General features: G+C 40.4%; 17 protein-coding genes. 9 read left to right on the top strand and 8 right to left on the bottom strand.

The annotated features are described in order from the left end of the window. The first annotated feature begins 25 nt into the window (after positions 1 to 25). The 3 genes from LVD17_RS04575 to LVD17_RS04565 all read left to right on the top strand — a co-directional run bounded on the left by LVD17_RS04575 (position 26) and on the right by LVD17_RS04565 (position 3313). Complete coding sequence (locus LVD17_RS04575; protein ID WP_233765056.1) at positions 26 to 751, top strand: hypothetical protein; 726 nt, start codon at positions 26 to 28, stop codon at positions 749 to 751. A 23-nt stretch (positions 752 to 774) separates the two neighbouring features. Further along, the gene (locus tag LVD17_RS04570) at positions 775 to 1638 is read left to right on the top strand and encodes a DUF350 domain-containing protein (RefSeq protein ID WP_233765055.1); all 864 of its coding nucleotides are present in this window, start codon (positions 775 to 777) and stop codon (positions 1636 to 1638) included. A 130-nt stretch (positions 1639 to 1768) separates the two neighbouring features. Continuing rightward, positions 1769 to 3313 (top strand): polyamine aminopropyltransferase, encoded by a 1545-nt coding sequence (locus LVD17_RS04565; protein ID WP_233765054.1) that lies wholly within the window; start codon positions 1769 to 1771, stop codon positions 3311 to 3313. On the opposite strand, the gene LVD17_RS04560 is transcribed toward LVD17_RS04565, so the two are convergent. The 5 genes from LVD17_RS04560 to LVD17_RS04540 form a co-directional block, all read right to left on the bottom strand. Then, positions 3310 to 4824 carry an NAD(P)/FAD-dependent oxidoreductase gene (locus tag LVD17_RS04560; protein WP_233765053.1) on the bottom strand — a complete coding sequence of 505 codons (1515 nt, stop codon included), beginning with the start codon at positions 4822 to 4824 and terminating at the stop codon, positions 3310 to 3312. The genes LVD17_RS04565 and LVD17_RS04560 overlap by 4 nt on opposite strands. Continuing rightward, positions 4821 to 5936 carry a hypothetical protein gene (locus LVD17_RS04555; RefSeq protein ID WP_233765052.1) on the bottom strand — a complete coding sequence of 372 codons (1116 nt, stop codon included), beginning with the start codon at positions 5934 to 5936 and terminating at the stop codon, positions 4821 to 4823. Before LVD17_RS04555 ends, LVD17_RS04560 begins: the two co-directional genes overlap by 4 nt. Positions 5937 to 5939: 3 nt before the next feature. After that, positions 5940 to 7376, bottom strand: a complete 1437-nt coding sequence (locus LVD17_RS04550) for a spermine/spermidine synthase domain-containing protein (protein ID WP_233765051.1) — start codon at positions 7374 to 7376, stop codon at positions 5940 to 5942. After that, positions 7363 to 7671, bottom strand: coding sequence for an S-adenosylmethionine decarboxylase family protein (locus LVD17_RS04545; RefSeq protein ID WP_233765050.1), 309 nt, complete (start codon positions 7669 to 7671; stop codon positions 7363 to 7365). Before LVD17_RS04545 ends, LVD17_RS04550 begins: the two co-directional genes overlap by 14 nt. A gap of 147 nt (positions 7672 to 7818) precedes the next feature. Then, positions 7819 to 8259 (bottom strand): Dps family protein, encoded by a 441-nt coding sequence (locus tag LVD17_RS04540; protein ID WP_233765049.1) that lies wholly within the window; start codon positions 8257 to 8259, stop codon positions 7819 to 7821. Between the two features lie 194 nt (positions 8260 to 8453). On the opposite strand from LVD17_RS04540, the gene LVD17_RS04535 reads away from it, so the two are divergent. The 6 genes from LVD17_RS04535 to LVD17_RS04510 all read left to right on the top strand — a co-directional run bounded on the left by LVD17_RS04535 (position 8454) and on the right by LVD17_RS04510 (position 13205). Continuing rightward, positions 8454 to 8942, top strand: coding sequence for an NADH-quinone oxidoreductase subunit A (locus tag LVD17_RS04535; RefSeq protein WP_233765047.1), 489 nt, complete (start codon positions 8454 to 8456; stop codon positions 8940 to 8942). Between the two features lie 12 nt (positions 8943 to 8954). Beyond that, entirely contained in the window at positions 8955 to 9476 is a 522-nt protein-coding gene (locus tag LVD17_RS04530; protein WP_233765045.1) for an NADH-quinone oxidoreductase subunit B, read from the top strand. A gap of 3 nt (positions 9477 to 9479) precedes the next feature. Further along, entirely contained in the window at positions 9480 to 9965 is a 486-nt protein-coding gene (locus LVD17_RS04525) for an NADH-quinone oxidoreductase subunit C (protein ID WP_233765044.1), read from the top strand. Continuing rightward, positions 9966 to 11183 (top strand): NADH-quinone oxidoreductase subunit D, encoded by a 1218-nt coding sequence (locus LVD17_RS04520; protein ID WP_233765042.1) that lies wholly within the window; start codon positions 9966 to 9968, stop codon positions 11181 to 11183. 1 nt (position 11184) lies between these two features. After that, positions 11185 to 12681: an NAD(P)H-hydrate dehydratase gene (locus LVD17_RS04515; RefSeq protein WP_233765040.1), complete on the top strand. Its 1497-nt coding sequence runs from the start codon at positions 11185 to 11187 to the stop codon at positions 12679 to 12681. Between the two features lie 155 nt (positions 12682 to 12836). Next, positions 12837 to 13205 carry a T9SS type A sorting domain-containing protein gene (locus LVD17_RS04510; protein WP_233765039.1) on the top strand — a complete coding sequence of 123 codons (369 nt, stop codon included), beginning with the start codon at positions 12837 to 12839 and terminating at the stop codon, positions 13203 to 13205. Between the two features lie 267 nt (positions 13206 to 13472). Here LVD17_RS04510 and LVD17_RS04505 read toward each other — a convergent pair whose 3' ends face one another. The 3 genes from LVD17_RS04505 to asnS form a co-directional block, all read right to left on the bottom strand. Beyond that, positions 13473 to 16775, bottom strand: a complete 3303-nt coding sequence (locus LVD17_RS04505) for a sensor histidine kinase (RefSeq protein WP_233765037.1) — start codon at positions 16773 to 16775, stop codon at positions 13473 to 13475. Between the two features lie 116 nt (positions 16776 to 16891). Continuing rightward, complete coding sequence (locus LVD17_RS04500) at positions 16892 to 17377, bottom strand: UCP032817 domain-containing protein (RefSeq protein WP_233765035.1); 486 nt, start codon at positions 17375 to 17377, stop codon at positions 16892 to 16894. A 487-nt stretch (positions 17378 to 17864) separates the two neighbouring features. Then, positions 17865 to 19307 (bottom strand): asparagine--tRNA ligase, encoded by a 1443-nt coding sequence (gene asnS / locus LVD17_RS04495; protein ID WP_233765033.1) that lies wholly within the window; start codon positions 19305 to 19307, stop codon positions 17865 to 17867. Between the last annotated feature and the right edge of the window lie 147 nt (positions 19308 to 19454).

Here is a 19454-nt window from a genome sequence, read left to right as displayed (position 1 = left end):
ATATTAGCTGCTAAATTTTTATTCTATGGTTAAAGGCTATAACACTCTCTATTTGTTTCTGATCCTTGTGTTGTCTGGCTGTGGAGGGGACGACTTCTCTAAGCCTCCAGTAGACGACATAATACGTGATATGCCTTCAGGTCGTGTATTCTCAGTGATATTACATGATATGGATGTTAAGGGCACTTTTTTTCATGATTATTATCATCAGTATAAAGTTATACAGGAAAAAGAGCCCGGTAAACCCGAGGAATATATTACTGGCTGGAGCCAGGTAAGCAAGGATTACTTTACCAGGCATGCTGATAATATGGGAATGGAAATAGCCTCAAGGAGTGAAGATGGCAAAGTGCAGAAAAGTGTAAACCCTCCCGGCTATAACAATTATATTGGTAATGAAAAGTATGGAAGCTGGCACAATAGTGGGGGAAGTAGCTTCTGGCAGTTTTATGGCCAGTACGCATTTATGAGCCATATGTTTAATCTGGCGACCTATCCGGTTAGGCGGTCTTATTACGACGATTACAGAGGTTCTTATTATGGAACAGGGCGGTCTTATTACGGTCCGACCACGTCGGGTAGATCTTACTACGGTACTAACAGTGCCTACACACAAAGTACCCGTCCACGTTCTGCCTGGAGCCGCAATAAATCAAGCTTTAAACAGCGAGTAAATAGCCGTACTTCCAGGTCAGGATCGCGTTATGGCGGGTCAAGCAGCAGGTCAAGAGGCGGAGGTTTCGGTAAATAAGTTCGATATAAAATAAAAAGTATATGATATCCATTCTTGATGGTCTGCTGGCAACTTTAGTTTACCTTGTAGCTGCGTTCTTCCTATTCTTTATCGGCAAAATTGTTTACCAGCTATTTCACCCAAAAGTAAAGGTTGCACACGAGTTAGTCATTAATGACAATTTTGCTTTTTCACTGGCTTATGTTGGTTATTTCATAGGTCTGTTACTGGCCATCGGAAGTGCTTTGATGGGAGACAGTGAAGGTCTGGTTAATGACTTAATTGATATTGCCATATATGGAGCACTTTCCATTATCCTGCTCAACTTATCTATCTTAATTAACGACAAGATTATACTCAGGCACTTTAGTGTAAAGAAGGAAATACTTGAAGACCGGAATAACGGTACAGGCGTGGTCGAAGGGGCGATGGCGGTGGCTACCGGCTTGATCATTCTAGGAGCCATTCATGGTGAAGGGCATGGAGATGGCGGTCCGATTATAACGGCATTGATCTATTGGGCGCTGGGCCAGGTACTGCTTTTTGTAACTGCGTTGGTATACAATGCCATTACGCCGTACGACATTCATGAGCATATAGAAAAAGACAACGTTGCCGTTGGGATTGGATTTGCAGGAGCGCTGATAGCTATAGCCAACCTGATCCGATACGCGCTTATGCATGATTTTGAAAGTTGGATCATCACGTTGGAAGATGTGGGTATTGATGTTGGTATCGGGTTATTATTCCTGCCACTTGCCAGGTTACTCACGGATAAAATATTGCTGCCCGGACAAAATCTTACAGACGAAATTGTAAATCAGGAGACCCCCAATTGCGGAGCAGCCCTTGTAGAAGCTTTTGCCTATATTGGAGGTTCTGTTTTGATTACCTGGTCTTTGTAAAACTAACTACAGCAAGGGCAGGCAAGCGTAATGTGTTTTAATAATGTATTACGCTTTTTTATTTTTGTCACTTTGGAAAAAAAATCAATATTCCGGTATCCCTGAATGACCTTCTAAAATATACACATCAATGAAACTGAGGTCAAATCTTCTGAAGCTTGCCCTGTTTGCGACAGGTCTGTCGGGTATAGTAGCTGAATATGTCCTGTCCACCTTGGCTACATATTTTTTGGGTGATTCTGTTTTTCAGTGGACCATGATAGTTTCCATCATGTTATTTTCCATGGGACTTGGGAGCAGGCTAAGCAAATGGTTTGTTAATAATAATCTGCTCCAAAATTTCATTTACATTGAATTTATCCTTTCTATACTTGCGGCCTTTGTGTCTGTTATTACCTACTCAGCCTCAGCTTTTTATGGATATGTTGGTTTTGTGATTTATATCATGAGCATAATAATAGGTTTATTGATCGGCATGGAGATACCCTTGGTGATCAGGCTCAATGATGAATTTGAAGATCTCAGAGTCAATGTGTCGTCCGTGATGGAGAAAGACTATTATGGAAGTTTGCTAGGCGGTATTTTTTTTGCCTTTGTAGGCTTGCCGTATTTGGGGCTCACCTATACCCCGTTTATACTGGGCAGCATCAATTTTACGGTGGCCTGCGGGCTCTTTCTGATGTTGCGAAACAGCCTCAGGCCTCAGCTAACGCTTAAACTTTCGGGTATGAGCCTGGTGGTTCTTATTTTATTGGTCTCAGGCTTTGTATTCGCGCGGCCTATTATTGAATATGGGGAGGAAGCGAGATATCAGGATAAAATAGTTTACCAGGAGCAGAGCAAATATCAAAAAATTGTAATTACTAAAACGAGGGAAGATTTCTGGTTGTTTATCAATGGCAACCAGCAGCTTAGCAGCATAGATGAGGTGATGTACCACGAGCCGTTGGTACATCCTGTAATGAAACTCTCTAAAAACCCACAACAGGTTCTTGTAATGGGTGGTGGTGACGGTGGGGCTGTACGGGAAATATTGAAATATGACCAGGTTGAAAATATTACCCTTGTGGATCTCGACCCGGCAATGACCCGGCTTGGCCAGACCCATGAGTTGTTGCTTCGCATGAATGAAAATGCCCTGAATAACAGGAAGGTGGAAATTATTAACGCGGATGGCTTTAAATATCTGGAAGATAGCCGTCAGTATTTTGATGTGATCATTGTGGATCTCCCAGATCCAAAAACAGTAGAGCTGGGCCGACTGTACTCCTACGAGTTTTACAGGCTTTGCCATTCCAAATTGAGGCCCAATGGTTTGATTATTACCCAGGCCGGGAGTCCGTACTATGCTGCCAGAGCATTTAATTGTATAGATACCACAATGCAGGCTGCCGGATTCATTACCATGCCGTTGCACAATCAGGTTCTGACCCTTGGGGAATGGGGCTGGGTGATGGGATGTAAGACAGGTACAAGGGAGGAAATAAAGAGAGCATTACAAGGCCTGAAGTACGAGGATGTTGAAACCAGATGGATCAACCATGAGGCTATGACGCTAATTACCTCTTTTGGTAAGGAAATTTTCCCGGATGATCATCAGCCGGTAGAAGTGAACAAAGTGCATAACCCTGTTCTCTATAAATATTATCTGGATGGAAAATGGGATCTGTACTAACCCTTTAGCAGGTTTACGGCCGTTATTCCTGAGTCTATGGCCTCAAATAAAAGCGGCAGCCGGCTATTATCTACACCTGCGAATACCAGGTTTTTCTCCGTACGGATGTTGTTTTTATCCTTGAAGAGATATCCCGGTGATGGTATAGGCATGGCGTGCCCCATGGCTTTGATAAAAACCTTGTGGACATGTTCAGCAACAGATACTCCGAAATATTCACTAATCCTCCTAATTGTGACCTCTGCAATTTTCATCTTATTGTTTTCAACATTTACCAGATCGGTACGTAACGAAGGCGTCAGGCAATAATAGGCACTTAATATCCGCTGTCCGTTTGAAGTTGGTTGCTGAGATCTGGAATCTACAAAACCCATAAATGATTCATCCTCAGTCAGCATTTCATTTTGCCAGTAGCCGACAGCAGGTAAAGGGCTATCACTAACGACCATATTTACCACCATCCAGGGGGCATAGGTATTTTCCCGGAAAAGAGGGGCTGCCTCAGGATAAATATACTTCAGGGCATGCTTTTGGCCTGCGTATATAATGTTTTTGACTTGCACTACTTTGATCAACTGCTGCTTTACATCAATAATTTGTACTTCGAAGCCATTCTTTGATTTATTGATAGCGCTTATCATGTGGCTGGTGAGCAGTTGTTCCTCACCAACAAATCTCTTCATTTTTTTTATGAAGTAGTGGTTGCCCTCAGGAGGTGAGAAAAGCTCCACTGACTCGCTATAATACGGTCTGCAAGCGAAGTAGTGAATACCAGCCAGGGCTGATACCTGCTTGCAACCGGCTCCATAGTCATCCTTCATGTAGTAATCCAAGCCGCGAATAAAGCCTTCATCTACCGGCATTTTACCTGTTACGAAATCGAGAAGGGAAATGTCATTGAAGTGTTGATAGGCAGGATCTATTAGCCGGGTAGGAAGAACCATTTCGTCTATGTACGGCTCCATGATGTTTATCAACTGCTTCTTTTGCTCCTCGTTAGGGATAACATCGTGTCTGAAGTTGCCATCGCTGTAGCATTGATTTTTTCGACGGTGTTTAATCAGGTGTTGATGATCTTTAAAACTCCATGTTTCAGTCCACGGCAAAAATTCTATAATATTTAGCTCTTCCAGCAAGCTAAGCACCTCTGGTCCGTAATTTTTTGGATAGGCATAATCATAGTGAGCCCCCTGAGAAAAGAAGTTGCCATTAAAAGAGTCTGCGGAGGAGCTTCCACCAAGGTTATCGGATAACTCGCAGAGTAAAAAGTCATTATTTTTTAGTTTACAGGCGGCACTCATTCCGGATATACCACCGCCTACAATCAAGGTTTCAACGGGAGATATCCTTTGAAGAGGGAAATCTTTGCTTTTTAGTAGAAGATGTCCTGTCCCAATGTCAGAACTGACCTTAACGTCAAAATTGATGTCGGTGGCCAACCAGTTACATGATTTCAAAATAACAGGTAACGTAAGAAGTGAGGTGGTCTTGACAAATTCTCTTCGATTCATAGCTGCCTTAAAATTACCGTTTTGATATGAGGATTTGTTTTAGCTTTCCAGATATAGCCATCAAGAATATAATGAGTAACCTGTGGAACTGAAAGCGCTGCCAGGGCCATAGCTTGCATAAGAGAAGTTTCTGCTACGTCAAATGGATAGGAGAGCATATGGCCAAAAAAGGCTTCGTTTTCGCGAAATAAGAACATGTCCCACATATATTCTTCTCCAAAAGCAAGAACAAACATAACCAATACCATCAGGCAAACATTTACCACAACCCTAATCTGTCTGGCTTTTGATTTAGCTTGTTTTTTGCCTTCAACATAAAAAAATATCAGAGCCATGTAAGGCACCCCGTGAGCAACCACATTAGTAAGTGAAAATGCCAGATCTGAATTAAAGTATACAATGCCTAAATACCAGTTGCCGGCGGTGGTTAATATCCAGAGTACCTTCCCCCAGGGAAACCTGTGCCCGTGTTTTTTGTGCAGGCTGATCTCTTCGTATAGCCAGAATCCCAGAATAAAAAAGTACAACAAGATGCAGGTCTGATTGGTGATTTGCAAAGCGGAATCATTCCAAAAAGATACATTGCCTAACAAGGAGCTTATATTCAGGAAATCACCGTCAATAAACCAGTTAAAATGCCGGTCATGGTTGATATGCCAATAAAAAACCGGGTAGAGCATGCCAACATAGATAGCGGTCTTGTCGGAGATTCTCCTGGAAAAATTAAGGAAGCCATACTTTGCCCTATAGATTTGCATGAAGCCGTACTGCTGTTTGATGAAGTGGAAAACTGCCAGATAAGCAAGTGCAGTCCAGAATAATGCGGTAGAGAAAAAGGCAAGTATAAAGAAAACAAACAGCCCGATCAGCGGGGCGCTGATAAGCAGCTTCCTGTGCGTATGAAATTCTTCCTTGTCCAGGTAGGTTCGGAAAATGGTACTCCACACATGGGTAACATCAATGCCAAGTATTATTACTACCCAAAACCATAATGGCATACTTTGCTGCAGTGTATGATCAGGCAGAACAAAACAAACCAACCATGTAAGCCATACCGGAAAACCGAGTACCCAGAGATCTATTGATTTGTTGAAAATCCAGATTTTCCTCATAGGCTAAAAAGTCCATGTTCCCGACTTGTAATACTCATGGATAATGGACTGCTTTAAAGTGTTAACATCAAGTGAGTCAATACTTACAGAAGGTTTGCCAAATGACAGGATCATTTGCATAGCCTCATGGTTTAACCATCGGGTATCCACATCATCAAAAGTACATTGACTTGCCTGGCGTAGCAACTCCGCATCAGAAGTACCTTTCGCTCCGATAACCCATCCCCATTCTCCGATCGTCAATACTTGGTTATGCAAAGGTAATGTGGCAAAGCTGGCTGCTTTTATGGTGTTCTGTATAGTGTAAAAGGCAATAGTTGCCAGGTATGGGCTACCCGCCTGAGTTACCATCATCCCATCGGTTTTTAAGGCCCGGTGGCATAACTCGTAAAATTCCAAAGTGTAATATCTGCTAAATTCGATGTCTACAGGATCCGGAACATCCACAAAGATAAGGTCGTATTGAGCAGAATCCGCGTCGAGAAGATGAAATATGTCATCATTCCTAATTTGTAATTTGCCACTTTTAAGCGAGTGATGATTGAGGTCGGTAAACCAGTTTAGCGTAGCTGCAATATTGAGCAAAGCGGTATCCATGGGGACAAGGTCAACCTGTTCTACTATCGGGTGTTTCAGAACCTCCCTGATCAAAAGCCCGTTTTCCGCACCAATCACTAATACTCGTTTAGGTTCAGGGCTCATTTTCATGACCGGATGAACCATAGGTTCAAAGTAAAGGCTATAATCAATAGAGCTAAACTGATTGATGTTATCATAGTAAAACCACTCATGTCCCTTCCATGTTGTAATGTCTATTTGATGATATGGGGTCTTGGAGGAATAGAGGACTTTGTCATAATATTTCTTTTGGCTCTTATATCTGATATTATCACCAGGAATATTCAGGCTGACCAGCATGAGCACGAGCGAGGCTGTTACCCATACACCTGATTTCCACCACTGTCTGTACAGTGCTTCATGAAACAGGTAAAGTATTGCTACAGGTATAGTCAGCCATTGTGTAGAAAGAGCAGGGGCAATCCAAAATGCCAGAGATGAAGCCAAAATGATCAGTATGTTAACCCGGTATCTATTGGGCTTCAAAAAAATTCCCAGAACTACGGCCAGGATAGAAAGCATCATATATACAACTATATTTGCCCAGTCCATGTACCCATAGATCCGGAAAACTATGCCGGCACCAAAAAGTACTAAAGTAAGGAACAGCAGATTGGCGGTTAGGCTGGTGGCTCCCTTGAAATCTATATATTTTATTGCAAGCATAAACGCTGAAATAAAAACGATAAATACGGGTACCCAGTCTGCAAATCGAGTTTCATAAAAGTAATTTAGCAAATCAATCTGCAGTCTGAGCGCTGTGCCCAGAAGTATAGCGCCAAGAAGGTAGTAGGCATGCCGGCAAATGCTAAGAAATGTCATGCTTCTGTTTTTTTCGCTCGTATTCCTTCAGCAGGATAAGGAATTTGTCATACATGTCAGAATTGCAGCTACTTAACTCGATATACGTTTTTTGTTCTTCCGGGAAGGTATGAATAGCAAAATGACTCTCTGACAGCAGCCAAAGGCAGGTGTATCCCTGAGGACTGAAGTGATGCTCCATACAATTGAGGAGGCCAAAGCCGGATGCGATTAGCATCTGCTCAAAATCCCTCTTCAAACTCTCAGGATTTACATCTTTGATCCAACAGGAAAAGTTATCAATCTTAGCTTCCAAAAATGTTAGTCTTCAGTGCGTTTTTCAGTATTCAAAAACAAAAATATAACAATTTTTGGGCAATCTATATCTTGTTTACAGTCGTATGTAAATAAAAAGCAGCAGATAATTTACCTGCTGCTATACATAACCTGAAAATATAACTTATTATTTCATCCAGGCTTTCATCATCCAGAGCGTTTTCTCCTGCTCATCAATGAAGTCTGACATTAAATCTTCGGTTCCATCGTCACTGGCTTCAGAGGCCATTTCTTTTATTTCTCTTTCCAGGTCAAGGATATTTTTTAAGTCATCAATTATTGAAGAAACAGCTCCTTCACCATCGTGAATATTCTTTTTAGCCTTGATTGTAGATGTTTCAATATAATCCTTGAATGAGTGCAGGGGTTTTCCTTCAATAGTAAGGATCCTTTCTGCGATGTCGTCAATTTTTTGAGCAGAATCGGTGTATAATTCTTCAAATTTGTCGTGCAGCTGAAAAAAATGTTTGCCCTGAATGTTCCAATGAAATCCCCTCAGATTTTGATAATAAATCTGATAATCAGCCAGTAAGATATTCAGCTTATCAATAATTTTGTCGTTTTTCATTACGTATTTTTGTTTAATTGGATCTTCATTTTGAATAACGCAAAAATGCCATTTATTGATTAGCAAATCAAATTGATTGTGCCTATAAAGTCATAAGCCACCTCTATTCCGACAATTCTTGGCACTTCTATAAACTAAACTTAAATTCTTAGCAGTTTTGGTCTATATTTGATATAAATGTTATTCAAATAAGGATGGAAACGGAAATTTCAGCATTTGGAGAAGTATTAATCTTCATCATCGGAGGACTAATTTTTATTATTGGAGGATTGGTAACATCATGGATCGTAAGGCCGGAACGACCTAATGAAGAAAAGCTTCAAACCTATGAAAGTGGTGAACAGCCGTTGAGTTCAGCCTGGGTGCGTTTTAACTTCAGGTTTTATATAATAGCACTGCTGTTTGTATTGTTCGAGGTAGAAATCGTTTTCCTTTTTCCCTGGGCAACAGTATTTGGAAGAGCAGAGCTTGTGGAGCAAACCAATGGCCTTTGGGGCTGGTTCGCACTAATCGAAATGGTAGTTTTTGTGCTTATTCTGGCGTTAGGACTTGCCTGGGCCTGGGCCTGGGGTTATTTAGAATGGCCTAAAACTGACCAACAGGAAGTGAGTAACTATAAATCACCCGTGCCTAAAGCGCTTTATGACAATATAAATAGAAAATATAGCCGCAAATCTTCGTGAGCAATAAAACTTATGGGCTTATTAGATAGAAAATTCAACAGTGGAGGTGTCATAGTTACTAAGGTAGACGACCTTATAAACTGGGCAAGGTTATCCTCAATGTTCCCAATGACCTTTGGAATAGCTTGCTGTGCAATTGAGTTTATGACAACCGGTACATCTGTATACGATATGGACAGACTTGGCATGGCTCCCCGGGCTTCACCAAGACAGGCTGACGTCATGATTGTGGCAGGAACGGTAACATTCAAAATGGCTGACCGGATCAGAAGACTCTATGAGCAAATGTCAGAGCCACGGTATGTTATTTCTATGGGGTCATGTTCTAATTGCGGTGGGCCGTACTGGGAGCATGGCTATCATGTGGTTAAAGGAGTAGACAGGATTATTCCAGTGGATGTATATGTGCCAGGTTGTCCCCCAAGACCAGAAGCACTTATCGGAGGCTTCTTGAAACTGCAGGAGAAAATAAGAAGTGAATCTTTAATGGCACCCAAGGCTCTTGAGAGATTGTTGAAAAAACAAGAAGCTTAAATTATGGAGATAGAAAAAATCATATCCATACTCAAAAATAAATTTGGAGAGGCAGTCATAAAGGAAGTTGATGAAGCCGCCTCACCCAAGGCTATTGAAATCGGGGTGGGTGACGTGCATCGCGTATGCCTTGAATTGCATACCAATGAGCTGACCTATTTTGATATGCTCTCCTGCCTGACAGGCCTGGACAACGGCCCGGAAATAGGTACCATGGAGGTTATTTATAACTTATATTCGGTTCCATTCGAAACAGGGCTGATGATTAAAGTGAAAGTTGACAGAAGTAAACCACAAATAAGTTCGGTAAGTGATATTTGGAAGACTGCTGACTGGCATGAAAGAGAGGCTTACGACATGTTCGGGATAAGCTTTGAAAATCATCCCGATCTCCGCAGGATCCTCATGCCGGCTGACTGGGAGGGATATCCGCTTCGAAAGGATTATCAGCATCAGGAGTATTACAGAGGTATAAAAGTAGAATATTAGGTGGCCAACGAAATACAATATCAATATCGGGAAGATAATCTGATTAAGTCAGAACCCAATAAATATAACGAGGAAGACCTGAAGTCAGAGGAAATGGTTATTAATCTCGGTCCTCAGCACCCCTCTACACATGGTGTATTGAGACTTGAGGTAGTTTCCGATGGAGAAGTGATAAAAGATGTAATACCACATTTAGGATATCTTCACAGGTGTTTTGAAAAGCATGCAGAATCACTTCCATACAATCAGGTGATACCTTTTGTGGATCGGATGGATTACCTGGCTGCTATGAATTCGGAGCATGTGTATGTTATGGGAGTCGAAAAAATGCTTGGTATAGCAGACAAGTTGCCTAAGAGAGTTGAATATATCCGTGTTTTAGTAACTGAACTTAACAGAATAGCATCTCATTTTGTAGCTGTTGGTACCTATGCCATGGATATTGGGGCTTTTACACCGTTCTTTTGGCTGATCAGGGACCGTGAACATATTCAACGTATGCTGGAATGGGCCAGCGGAGCCAGAATGCTGTATAATTATATTTGGGTAGGTGGATTGTTTTACGATCTTCCCGTTGGGTTTGAGGAGCGCTGTGCCGAATTTGTCAACTACTTAAAGCCAAAGCTGGCCGAGCTGGAAGGGCTTGTAATGGAAAATAAGATATTTATTGATCGCACGGCAAATATAGGAGTACTTCCTTTGGACCTGGCCCTTAACTATGGTGTGACAGGCCCTATGCTACGTGGTTCAGGCCTTCGATATGACCTGCGAAAGGTGGATGGCTATTCTGTCTATCCTGAAATCGATTTTGATATTCCAGTGGGTGAAGGGAAAGTTGGTACGGTAGGAGATTGCTGGGACAGAACGGATGTGCGTGTAAGGGAAATACATGAGTCTCTGAAAATTATTGAGCAGTGTCTGGAAAAACTTACTAAAGAGCATAAACGAACCCGAGAATTTGACCCTCAAGAACTTGTGCCCAAAAAAATAAGACCAAAGGCCCAGGATTTTTATATACGGGGTGAAACACCCAGGGGCGAGTTGGGTTTCTTTTTTAGGGCTGACGGGAAAAGTGATATTCCTTTCAGGTGCAAAGGTAGATCTTGTTGCTTTGTAAACCTTTCTATCATTTCAGAGTTATCAAAAGGGAGCCTTATTGCTGACCTGATAGCGGTATTAGGGTCTATCGATATAGTATTAGGAGAAGTAGACCGTTAATATGAAAGTTTTATCTGCCAACCAGATCCGTAATGTAGACGATTTTACAATAAAGCATGAACCCATTCGCTCTGTTGACCTGATGGAGCGAGCTGCTAAGGCATTTACACGTTGGTTTACCGCCCGTTTTAGTCCTAAGTATCAGGTGGCAATAGTGTGTGGTACCGGAAATAACGGAGGAGATGGTCTGGTGGTAGCTCGATTGCTAAATGAGAAAAATTATAAGGTAAAGGCTTATGTTATCAGAAAATCTGCCTCTGCCTCCGGTGATTTTAAAATAAATGAGAAGCGCCTGGAGGGGCTGATAGACGTGGTGCCAATCAGTAATACTGATGAGATACCGGACTTTAACCTATACCATATTGTTATAGACGGTATTTTTGGATCTGGCCTGAGCCGTGAAGTCGAGGGCCTGTATGCAGAAGTTATAGAGGTCATGAATAATTCTGACAATACAATAATTGCTATAGATATCGCGTCAGGATTATTTTCAGATCAGCATACAGCAGGAGGCACAATTGTAAAGCCAGAATATACCGTTTCGTTTCAAATACCAAAGCTGGCATTTTTTATGCCCGAAAATAGTGAATATGTTGGAGATTGGCATATTGTAGATATTGGTCTCATGCAGGAAGCTGTTGAAAGAGAAACCTCTCACTACTTTATGCTGACAAGTGAATCCATCAGAGGTGTACTTAAGAAAAGATCCAAATTTGCTCATAAGGGCACGCATGGGCGCGCGCTGATAATGGCTGGTAGCTATGGGAAAATGGGGGCGGCCGTACTATGTGCCAAAGCGGCCCTCCGTAGCGGGGTAGGTTTGCTTACAATGAATATTCCGCGATGTGGCTATAGTGTCATGCAGTCTACAGTTCCGGAGGCCATGGTATTACCAGACGAGGGCGATCATTTCCTCACCAGCTATGGCGATGTAGCCGGATATGACGCTTTAGGGATTGGTCCCGGACTTGGAAAGGAGCAGGAAACGGTTTATAGTTTAATGCAGGCTATCCAGGCATTTGGTAAACCCCTGGTTATCGATGCTGACGGACTTAATATAATTTCTGAACACCGTGAAATTCTGGAAGTTTTGCCTGCAGGTACTATTCTTACACCTCACCCTAAGGAATTTGAAAGACTGGCCGGAGACTGGTCGAATGATTTTGAACGCCTGGAAAAGCAAACCGCCTTTGCCAGGGAAAACAATGTTATCGTTGTGCTTAAAGGTGCCCACACATCTATTGCACTCCCTTCCGGAGAGGTTTATTTTAACAGTTCGGGCAACCCTGGCATGGCCAGTGGAGGCACTGGTGATGTGTTAACAGGAATGATAACCTCACTGCTTGCTCAGAAGTACCTGCCGGAAAATGCAGCAAAGGTGGGGGTATATCTACATGGTGTGGCTGGTGACCTTGCTGCCGAAGTGACAGGTCAAATAGGAATGATCGCTTCTGATCTGGTTGATTTTATTCCTAATGCTTATCAGAGTATAAGATAATTTTCTTTTTATTTGGTATATGTACAACATTATAAAAGTTTCTACGTATTTAAATGGAGGTCTGCAACGAGAGGAGCTCAAAAAAATTGTGAGGGAGAAAGAATTGTGGATCGGTTTTTGTTCGATGGTTGATAAAAATTGATACCCGATTGCGCATGAAAATATTTATACTTACCGTACTTTCAGCACTTATATTGACCTTTGGAGGAACCTCTCTCTTTGCGCAGAATGGAGAGATTGAGCGTTTCAAAGATTCTTCACTGGAAAAGAAATTAAACGAAGTCAGCATGTTTCCCAACCCAACAGCTGATTACCTAAGTGTTAAAATCAATAATTCAACACTTAATAAAACAAGTTTTACCGTACATAATATAATAGGAAATGTAATTGATGTTCCTGTTGAAAATGTAGGAGAAAATGAATTTAGACTAAAGGTTAAAGATCTTGCACCCGGATATTACCTCTTGGCTATACGGGATGATCAGGGATATTTTAAAGAAACATATAAGTTTCTAAAAAGATAAATATAATACAGGTTATTGAAATTGTGCCTCTCAAGAAATTGAGGGGCTTTTTTTTAATGGCTTCGCCTTGCCAGTTATATTATAAAACATTGCCAAACCGCTATAGCGAGTCAGGCCGAAGAACTGGAACTGTGGAGCAAAAGATCGGAAATTAAAACATGCGATGTGAAGCGTGCTGCTGAAAAGCAGTAACTGCGGCTATTGTTATTTGATGTTAGCTTGTCAACTGCTACAAACAGTTATCTGTCAAACACAAAGACGAAGATTCTATACAGGGATGCTGACTGTAAATTCTGTAAATTTATTTTCCTGGCTTTGTACACCAATGCTGGCTTTAAGCTTATCAACACACATTTTGACAAGGTACAGACCCAAACCACTGCCCTTTGACTTATCAGAGCCTCTAAAGAACATCTGGAAGATCATGTTTAAGTGTGGGGCATGAATTCCGATACCATTGTCTTTAATTCTTATTTCAAATACACCCTCATGGATACTGGTGGATATATGAATATGGTGAGGCTCGCTGTTGGATGTTTTGCGGAATATTAACGCGTTCTCAATAAGGTTTTTTATAATTATGCTGAGCAGATACCGGTCTGAAGTAATGTTAACCACACTGAGGTCAAAGGAATATTTGGTATTCAGGCTTTTATCATGAAATTTAATTACATCCCTGATTTCGCTCAATAAAGAAGGAATATCAATTTCATCCTTGTGAGGCTTGCTGTTGATAATCTCATGCACTTGTGCCAGCTTCGACAGTAATACTTCCATGTCCTTAGCTGTGTGTTCAATCATGTCAAAATACTTGAGATTGATATCATCCGGAGACTCCAGTTTAGCTAAAGAAGTGATGCCATTGATCCTGCTTATAGGCCCCTTCAGGTCGTGCGACGCCCGGTATACAAAAGTGTCTAGTTCACCGTTGATCTGCTGCAGCTTTTTAAGGGTCGCCTTGATTTTGGAAGTTCTTTTTTCAACCTTTTTTTCCAGGTACATGTTCAGCTCAGTCAGCTTTTGGTTCATACTCAGTATTTCTTCCTGCGATTCTTTTAACTGAATATTTTTCTTCTGAATGTCATCTTTCTGAAAGCTGATCTCTTCATTCTTGGTCTTCAGAAGGTGGTTCTGCTGTTCTATCTCCTTCTTTTGTGTCATTACCTCATAAGTGCGGTCAGCTACGATTAACTGTAACTTCTTTCTTTGGGTACGCACCCTCACAGAGTAGGCAATAGTAATAAACCAAACAACGAATCCTGCCAGTATAGACCATAGTACATAGGCCCATGCAGTTTGGTACCATGGAGCCAATACTTTGAATTTGTAAGTGGCCAGTCTTCCCTCAGTACCATATATATTTTTTGACTTAACAAAGAAGGTATACTCCCCGGGATCCAGGTTATTGTATTCTTTTTTAGTTTCTGTTGACCAGTTAGACCAACTACGATCATTGTTCTCTAAATAGTAGCTAAACTGGTTTTTCTCAGGAACCTCGTAGCTTGTGGCAGAATACTCAAAAGTGATGCTATTATCGTCATAAGTGAGTGTTGGCTGCATGTTCTCAGGTTGAATAATCCCAATTCCCGGAATGTCAGAACCTTCAACTTTTACAGGGTAAAAGCCATGAAAGATTACTGAATCCCGAACGGAGGCCTTGGAAATTATTGTATTGAAGGGGAGTGTGTAATCTTTTTTTACTTTTGAGTCATATCGGAAAAGGCCTTCTGAACCAGCTATCCATACTACCCCATTTTCCTCTGGGTAAATAGCTAGGATTTCCATTTCAGGAAGTCTTTTGAACGGGATGGTTTCTCTTATATATTCATCTTCGATTTTGTGGAAACGTTCTATGTGCTGCGTAAGATCTTTATCAATTACTGAGGCATAATAATCTCCATCAGACGTTTTCGAAATTATACCAATCTTGATGGGTGATTTTAGAAGGCTTGAATCCTTGGGAAAATTAATGATGCCGGATTTTAATTCACTCCTGTATAAGCCATGCCCTGATGAAAAAAGGAGTTGATTGTTGTTTTGTGTTATATTGATCTGATTGACATCGGGTAGTCCATCGTCCTTATTGTATAACTTAGATTCGAGTTTACCTTCATTAATTGGAAAATGATATAAGCCTATAAATTTAGATGAGGCCCAGATATTGCCGGAGGAATCGGTTTCGATACTTTGAAATGTATTAATTGTAGGGAATTTTGCAACACTTTCTTTTTTTATAGTACGATCAAAATAGACTTTACTAATCTCCTTAGTTTCACCGACCACTATTTCTTCACAGGTAGAGTCAATACAGGCTAGCTTGGATACACCATAAAAGCCAGCTATGTTTTTTGCTTGTGACGGTGTAACATGGTATAACCCTTTATCAGTTGCAGCTAATAATATGCTTTCTTTTGCATTTTTTTTGTAAAGGGCTTTTATTGACCATACCCGTTCTCCAATACCAGGGATTTCAATGAATTTTTCATTTTTCAAATAATATAGAGCTTTTGTTGTTCCAATGTAAAGCGTGCCTTCATAGTTGAAAATAGACCAGGGAGTGCCTTTTAAGCCGTCATTTTCATTCCAATTACTCCAAGGGGATTGTATTTCAATTCTTGAGATACCTTCCTGCATCGCAGCCCATAGATTATAATGTTGGTCTAAATCTAAACTTTTGATGTTTTCATTTTGCAAGCCGGAAGCAGACGTTATAGCTGTTGGATTCTGGAATTCACTATTAACCTTAATGATGCCGTTGTCATGACTGGCAAGTAGGAAATAGGTGGAGTCATCATACGTATATTGAAGGCCAGTGTATAAGTAATGACTATCAAGGTAACTTGTTAATGGAGTATTTAGCAGATTAATATGTCCATTGGACATTTCGTAAATTCCATTTGAATAAGTTCCAAAAAGCAACTTATTATTCCTTTTAGTTAGAAAACTTATTGAACTCCAATTTAAGATAATTGGCGAATTGCTAACATTAAAAACTTCGTCATCAATTATCCGCTGGAGGCCCACATTTTTTTGTAGAAAGAAATTCTCATTATCAACCGAGTGGAATGAGTTAGGAAAGTCGTTTTCGTCTGAAGGGATGACCTTAATTTGGTCATTACTGTCTAAGAAGAAAATAGCATGATTTGAGCAGAAATAAATGCCATTTTTGGTTGGAACAATATTGAATATGATTGAAAAATCAATCTTCTCATTCAACCGTGATGAAAGAGACCTGTAGACTAACTCACCGGTTGAGTCGGCTTCTAAAAAGCCAAAATACTTTTTGCCTCCAATGTAAATTCGGTTTTTTTCGTCAGTGGCAAGTGAGTGAACTATAGCATTCTCTTTAATAACCTTTCGTTCCCAGTTTTGTCCATCAAATATGAGTAGACCATCAAAATTTGCGGCATATATAATCCCATTGTTTCCCTGTATGACTTGGAAGTTTGAGACCGATGCTTGATAATCAGATCTACTATAATTAGTTATAAATGGCTTTCCCAGAGACTGTGAGTATAAAGCTCTTATTTGTAAGACACATAAAAATACAAGTACTAATGTCTTTAACATTCCATGGATATACAAGCTATTTTAGGGCTTTAGAGGATAAATTTAATTGTTAGAAAAGCCCTAAAATACTCTTTGAGTTGAAATTAAAAAAGTCTATAATAAGAGAAATTCTATTATTAATGCTTTTTTATGGATTGAATGTAATCAGGGGTGTACTTTTCAGCCATAGTGTCGTACCATTTCAGCAAAGTTTCTGGTCCCAGGTGGTCATAAATTAAGTTATATTGCCTGGCTAACCTCTGTTCATGTTTTTGGATTTCTTTAGTAGGGTTTGTTAGGAATGCTTCAGTTTGCTCCTTCTTTACTTTTGGAGGAGTGGGGTTGTGGTGAATAATTCTTTTGAAGTTAGTAATACAGAATTTGTAGTATTGTTTTGTGTGTAGGATGAAATTGTGCCACATTTCATCAATTATTAATAGCGGCTGGTCAATGAAGAGTTGAGTATCATTTTTATCAGTTTTGGATGCGAGCCAAAGCCATTTTTTTGTTTCTAAGAAAATATCAAAAGCTTCTTCATAAGACACTTCATATCTTTCCATGAAGCCTTCAATAATAGCCTGCTCATTATCGCAGTCTATTGCTTCTATTAAATCTTGATTCATGATTGGAGAAATTATTTAATGATGTGGGTTGTGGGTAAGAAAAGAGGGGAGATAACATGAAATTATCTCCCGATGTGTTAATTAGTAAATTCCGCTGTTTGGATCCTCTGGATTTCCTTCACAAATAAGACATGTTATCTTAGTGTTTCTCAGATTCTTAGAGATTAATTTTTGAATTAAATCTTTTTTCTCTAGATTTAAAGACGGGTTGTTTGCCAACTGATAGTTCATAGTTTGTAAGTTTTTAGTTGTTGTTTGTAATTCGGGTGCAAAGGTAATTTATTATTTTTCGCATCAAAAACTTACACGCGTGATTTTTTCAAGAAATTGTAAGTTCTTGGACAAGTCATTTATTATCTTAGATTGGCAACAAAACTTTGTAATTCATTGAAGGTTTGTGAGGATTTTCTTGCAGGCTGGAAATAAAAAAGGGCTACCGACCGGTAACCCTTTTTTATTTTCTTACATTTTCTTACATCACCTTACATTAGAATTCCGCATTGTCTGGCGTCCTGGGGAAGGGTATCACATCGCGAATGTTGGTCATTCCTGTAACGAACAGAATCATGCGCTCAAAGCCCAGCCCAAAACCGCTATGAGGTGCTGAACCAAACTTTCTAAGCTCAAGGTACCACCAAAGGTCTTTCTCAGGTATGCCCATGTCGTCAATACGTTGTTTTAAAAGGTCATACCTTTCTTCACGCTGTGATCCGCCTATGATCTCACCTATGCCTGGAAAAAGCACGTCCATAGCCGCTACAGTCTTTCCGTCATCATTTTGGCGCATGTAAAACGCTTTAATGTCTTTAGGGTAATTGTATAATATTACAGGTTTTTTAAAATGTTTTTCTACAAGAAACCTTTCATGTTCCGATTGAAGATCAGCACCCCATTCTTCGATGAGGTATTGAAATTTCTTCTTTTTGTTTGGTTTTGAGTTTTTAAGAATATCTATAGCCTCGGTATAGGTGAGCCTTTCAAAGTCATTCTCGACTATGAACTTTAACCTTTCAAGAAGGCTTAGCTCATTTCGTTCTTGCTGTGGCTTGGTCTTTTCATCGTCAAGAGCACGCTGGTTAAGGAAAGCCAGATCATCTGCACAGTGGTCCAGTGCGTAGTTGACCAGGTACTTAACAAATGCCTCGGCAAGGTCCATATTATCGTTAATGTCATAAAATGCCATCTCCGGCTCTATCATCCAGAACTCAGCCAGGTGACGTGATGTGTTGGAGTTTTCTGCACGAAAAGTAGGTCCAAAAGTGTAAATTTCGGATAATCCCATACATGCTGTTTCTCCTTCAAGCTGACCAGACACAGTGAGGTTTGTTTCCTTACCAAAGAAGTCTTCTTTATAATTCACATTGCCGTCTTCATCCTTGTCGGGGTTTATAGGGTCCAGTGTGGTTACACGAAACATTTCGCCGGCTCCTTCTGCGTCAGAGCCTGTAATTATTGGCGTGTGTACATTGTAAAAACCTCTTTCGGTGAAGAATTTATGTACGGCGAAAATCATCGCATGGCGAATCCTGTAAATGGCACTAAAAGTATTGGTCCTTACGCGCAGGTGTGCTATCTCTCTGAGAAACTCAAGGGAATGCTTCTTAGGCTGCAAAGGATATCTTTCGGGATCAGCATCTCCAAGTATCTCAATGTTTTCTACTATTATCTCTACACTCTGGCCTTTGCCTTTCGATTCGGCCAGGTCACCGGTAATAGAAATGCAGGCGCCGGTTGTGATCCTTTTGAGAAGTTTCTCATCTGTATTGCCAAAGTCTACAACACCCTGAATATTGTTGATTGTAGAGCCGTCATTTAGTGCTATGAACTGATTATTTCGGAATGTTCTTACCCAACCCTTAACATTTACTTTTTTGCCTACAACAGGGGCATCAAGAAGTTCTTTGATCTTTGTTCTTTTCAAGTCTTTCACAACTAAAATATGATTGATTTGTTAATGCTTACGGAACCGTAAGCAGTCGGCAAAAAAACGATAATTTGCGCTTTTATTCAAAGAATCATAGAAATATAATAACTTTGATGTAAATTTATTTGAAGCACGATTTAAGAAAAATCAGAG

The organism is Fulvivirga ulvae, from assembly GCF_021389975.1.
GTDB classification, from domain to species: Bacteria; Bacteroidota; Bacteroidia; order Cytophagales; family Cyclobacteriaceae; genus Fulvivirga; species Fulvivirga ulvae.
The sequence above is the reverse complement of the archived record's forward strand: the minus strand, read 5'-3'. Positions and strand labels throughout refer to the sequence as shown.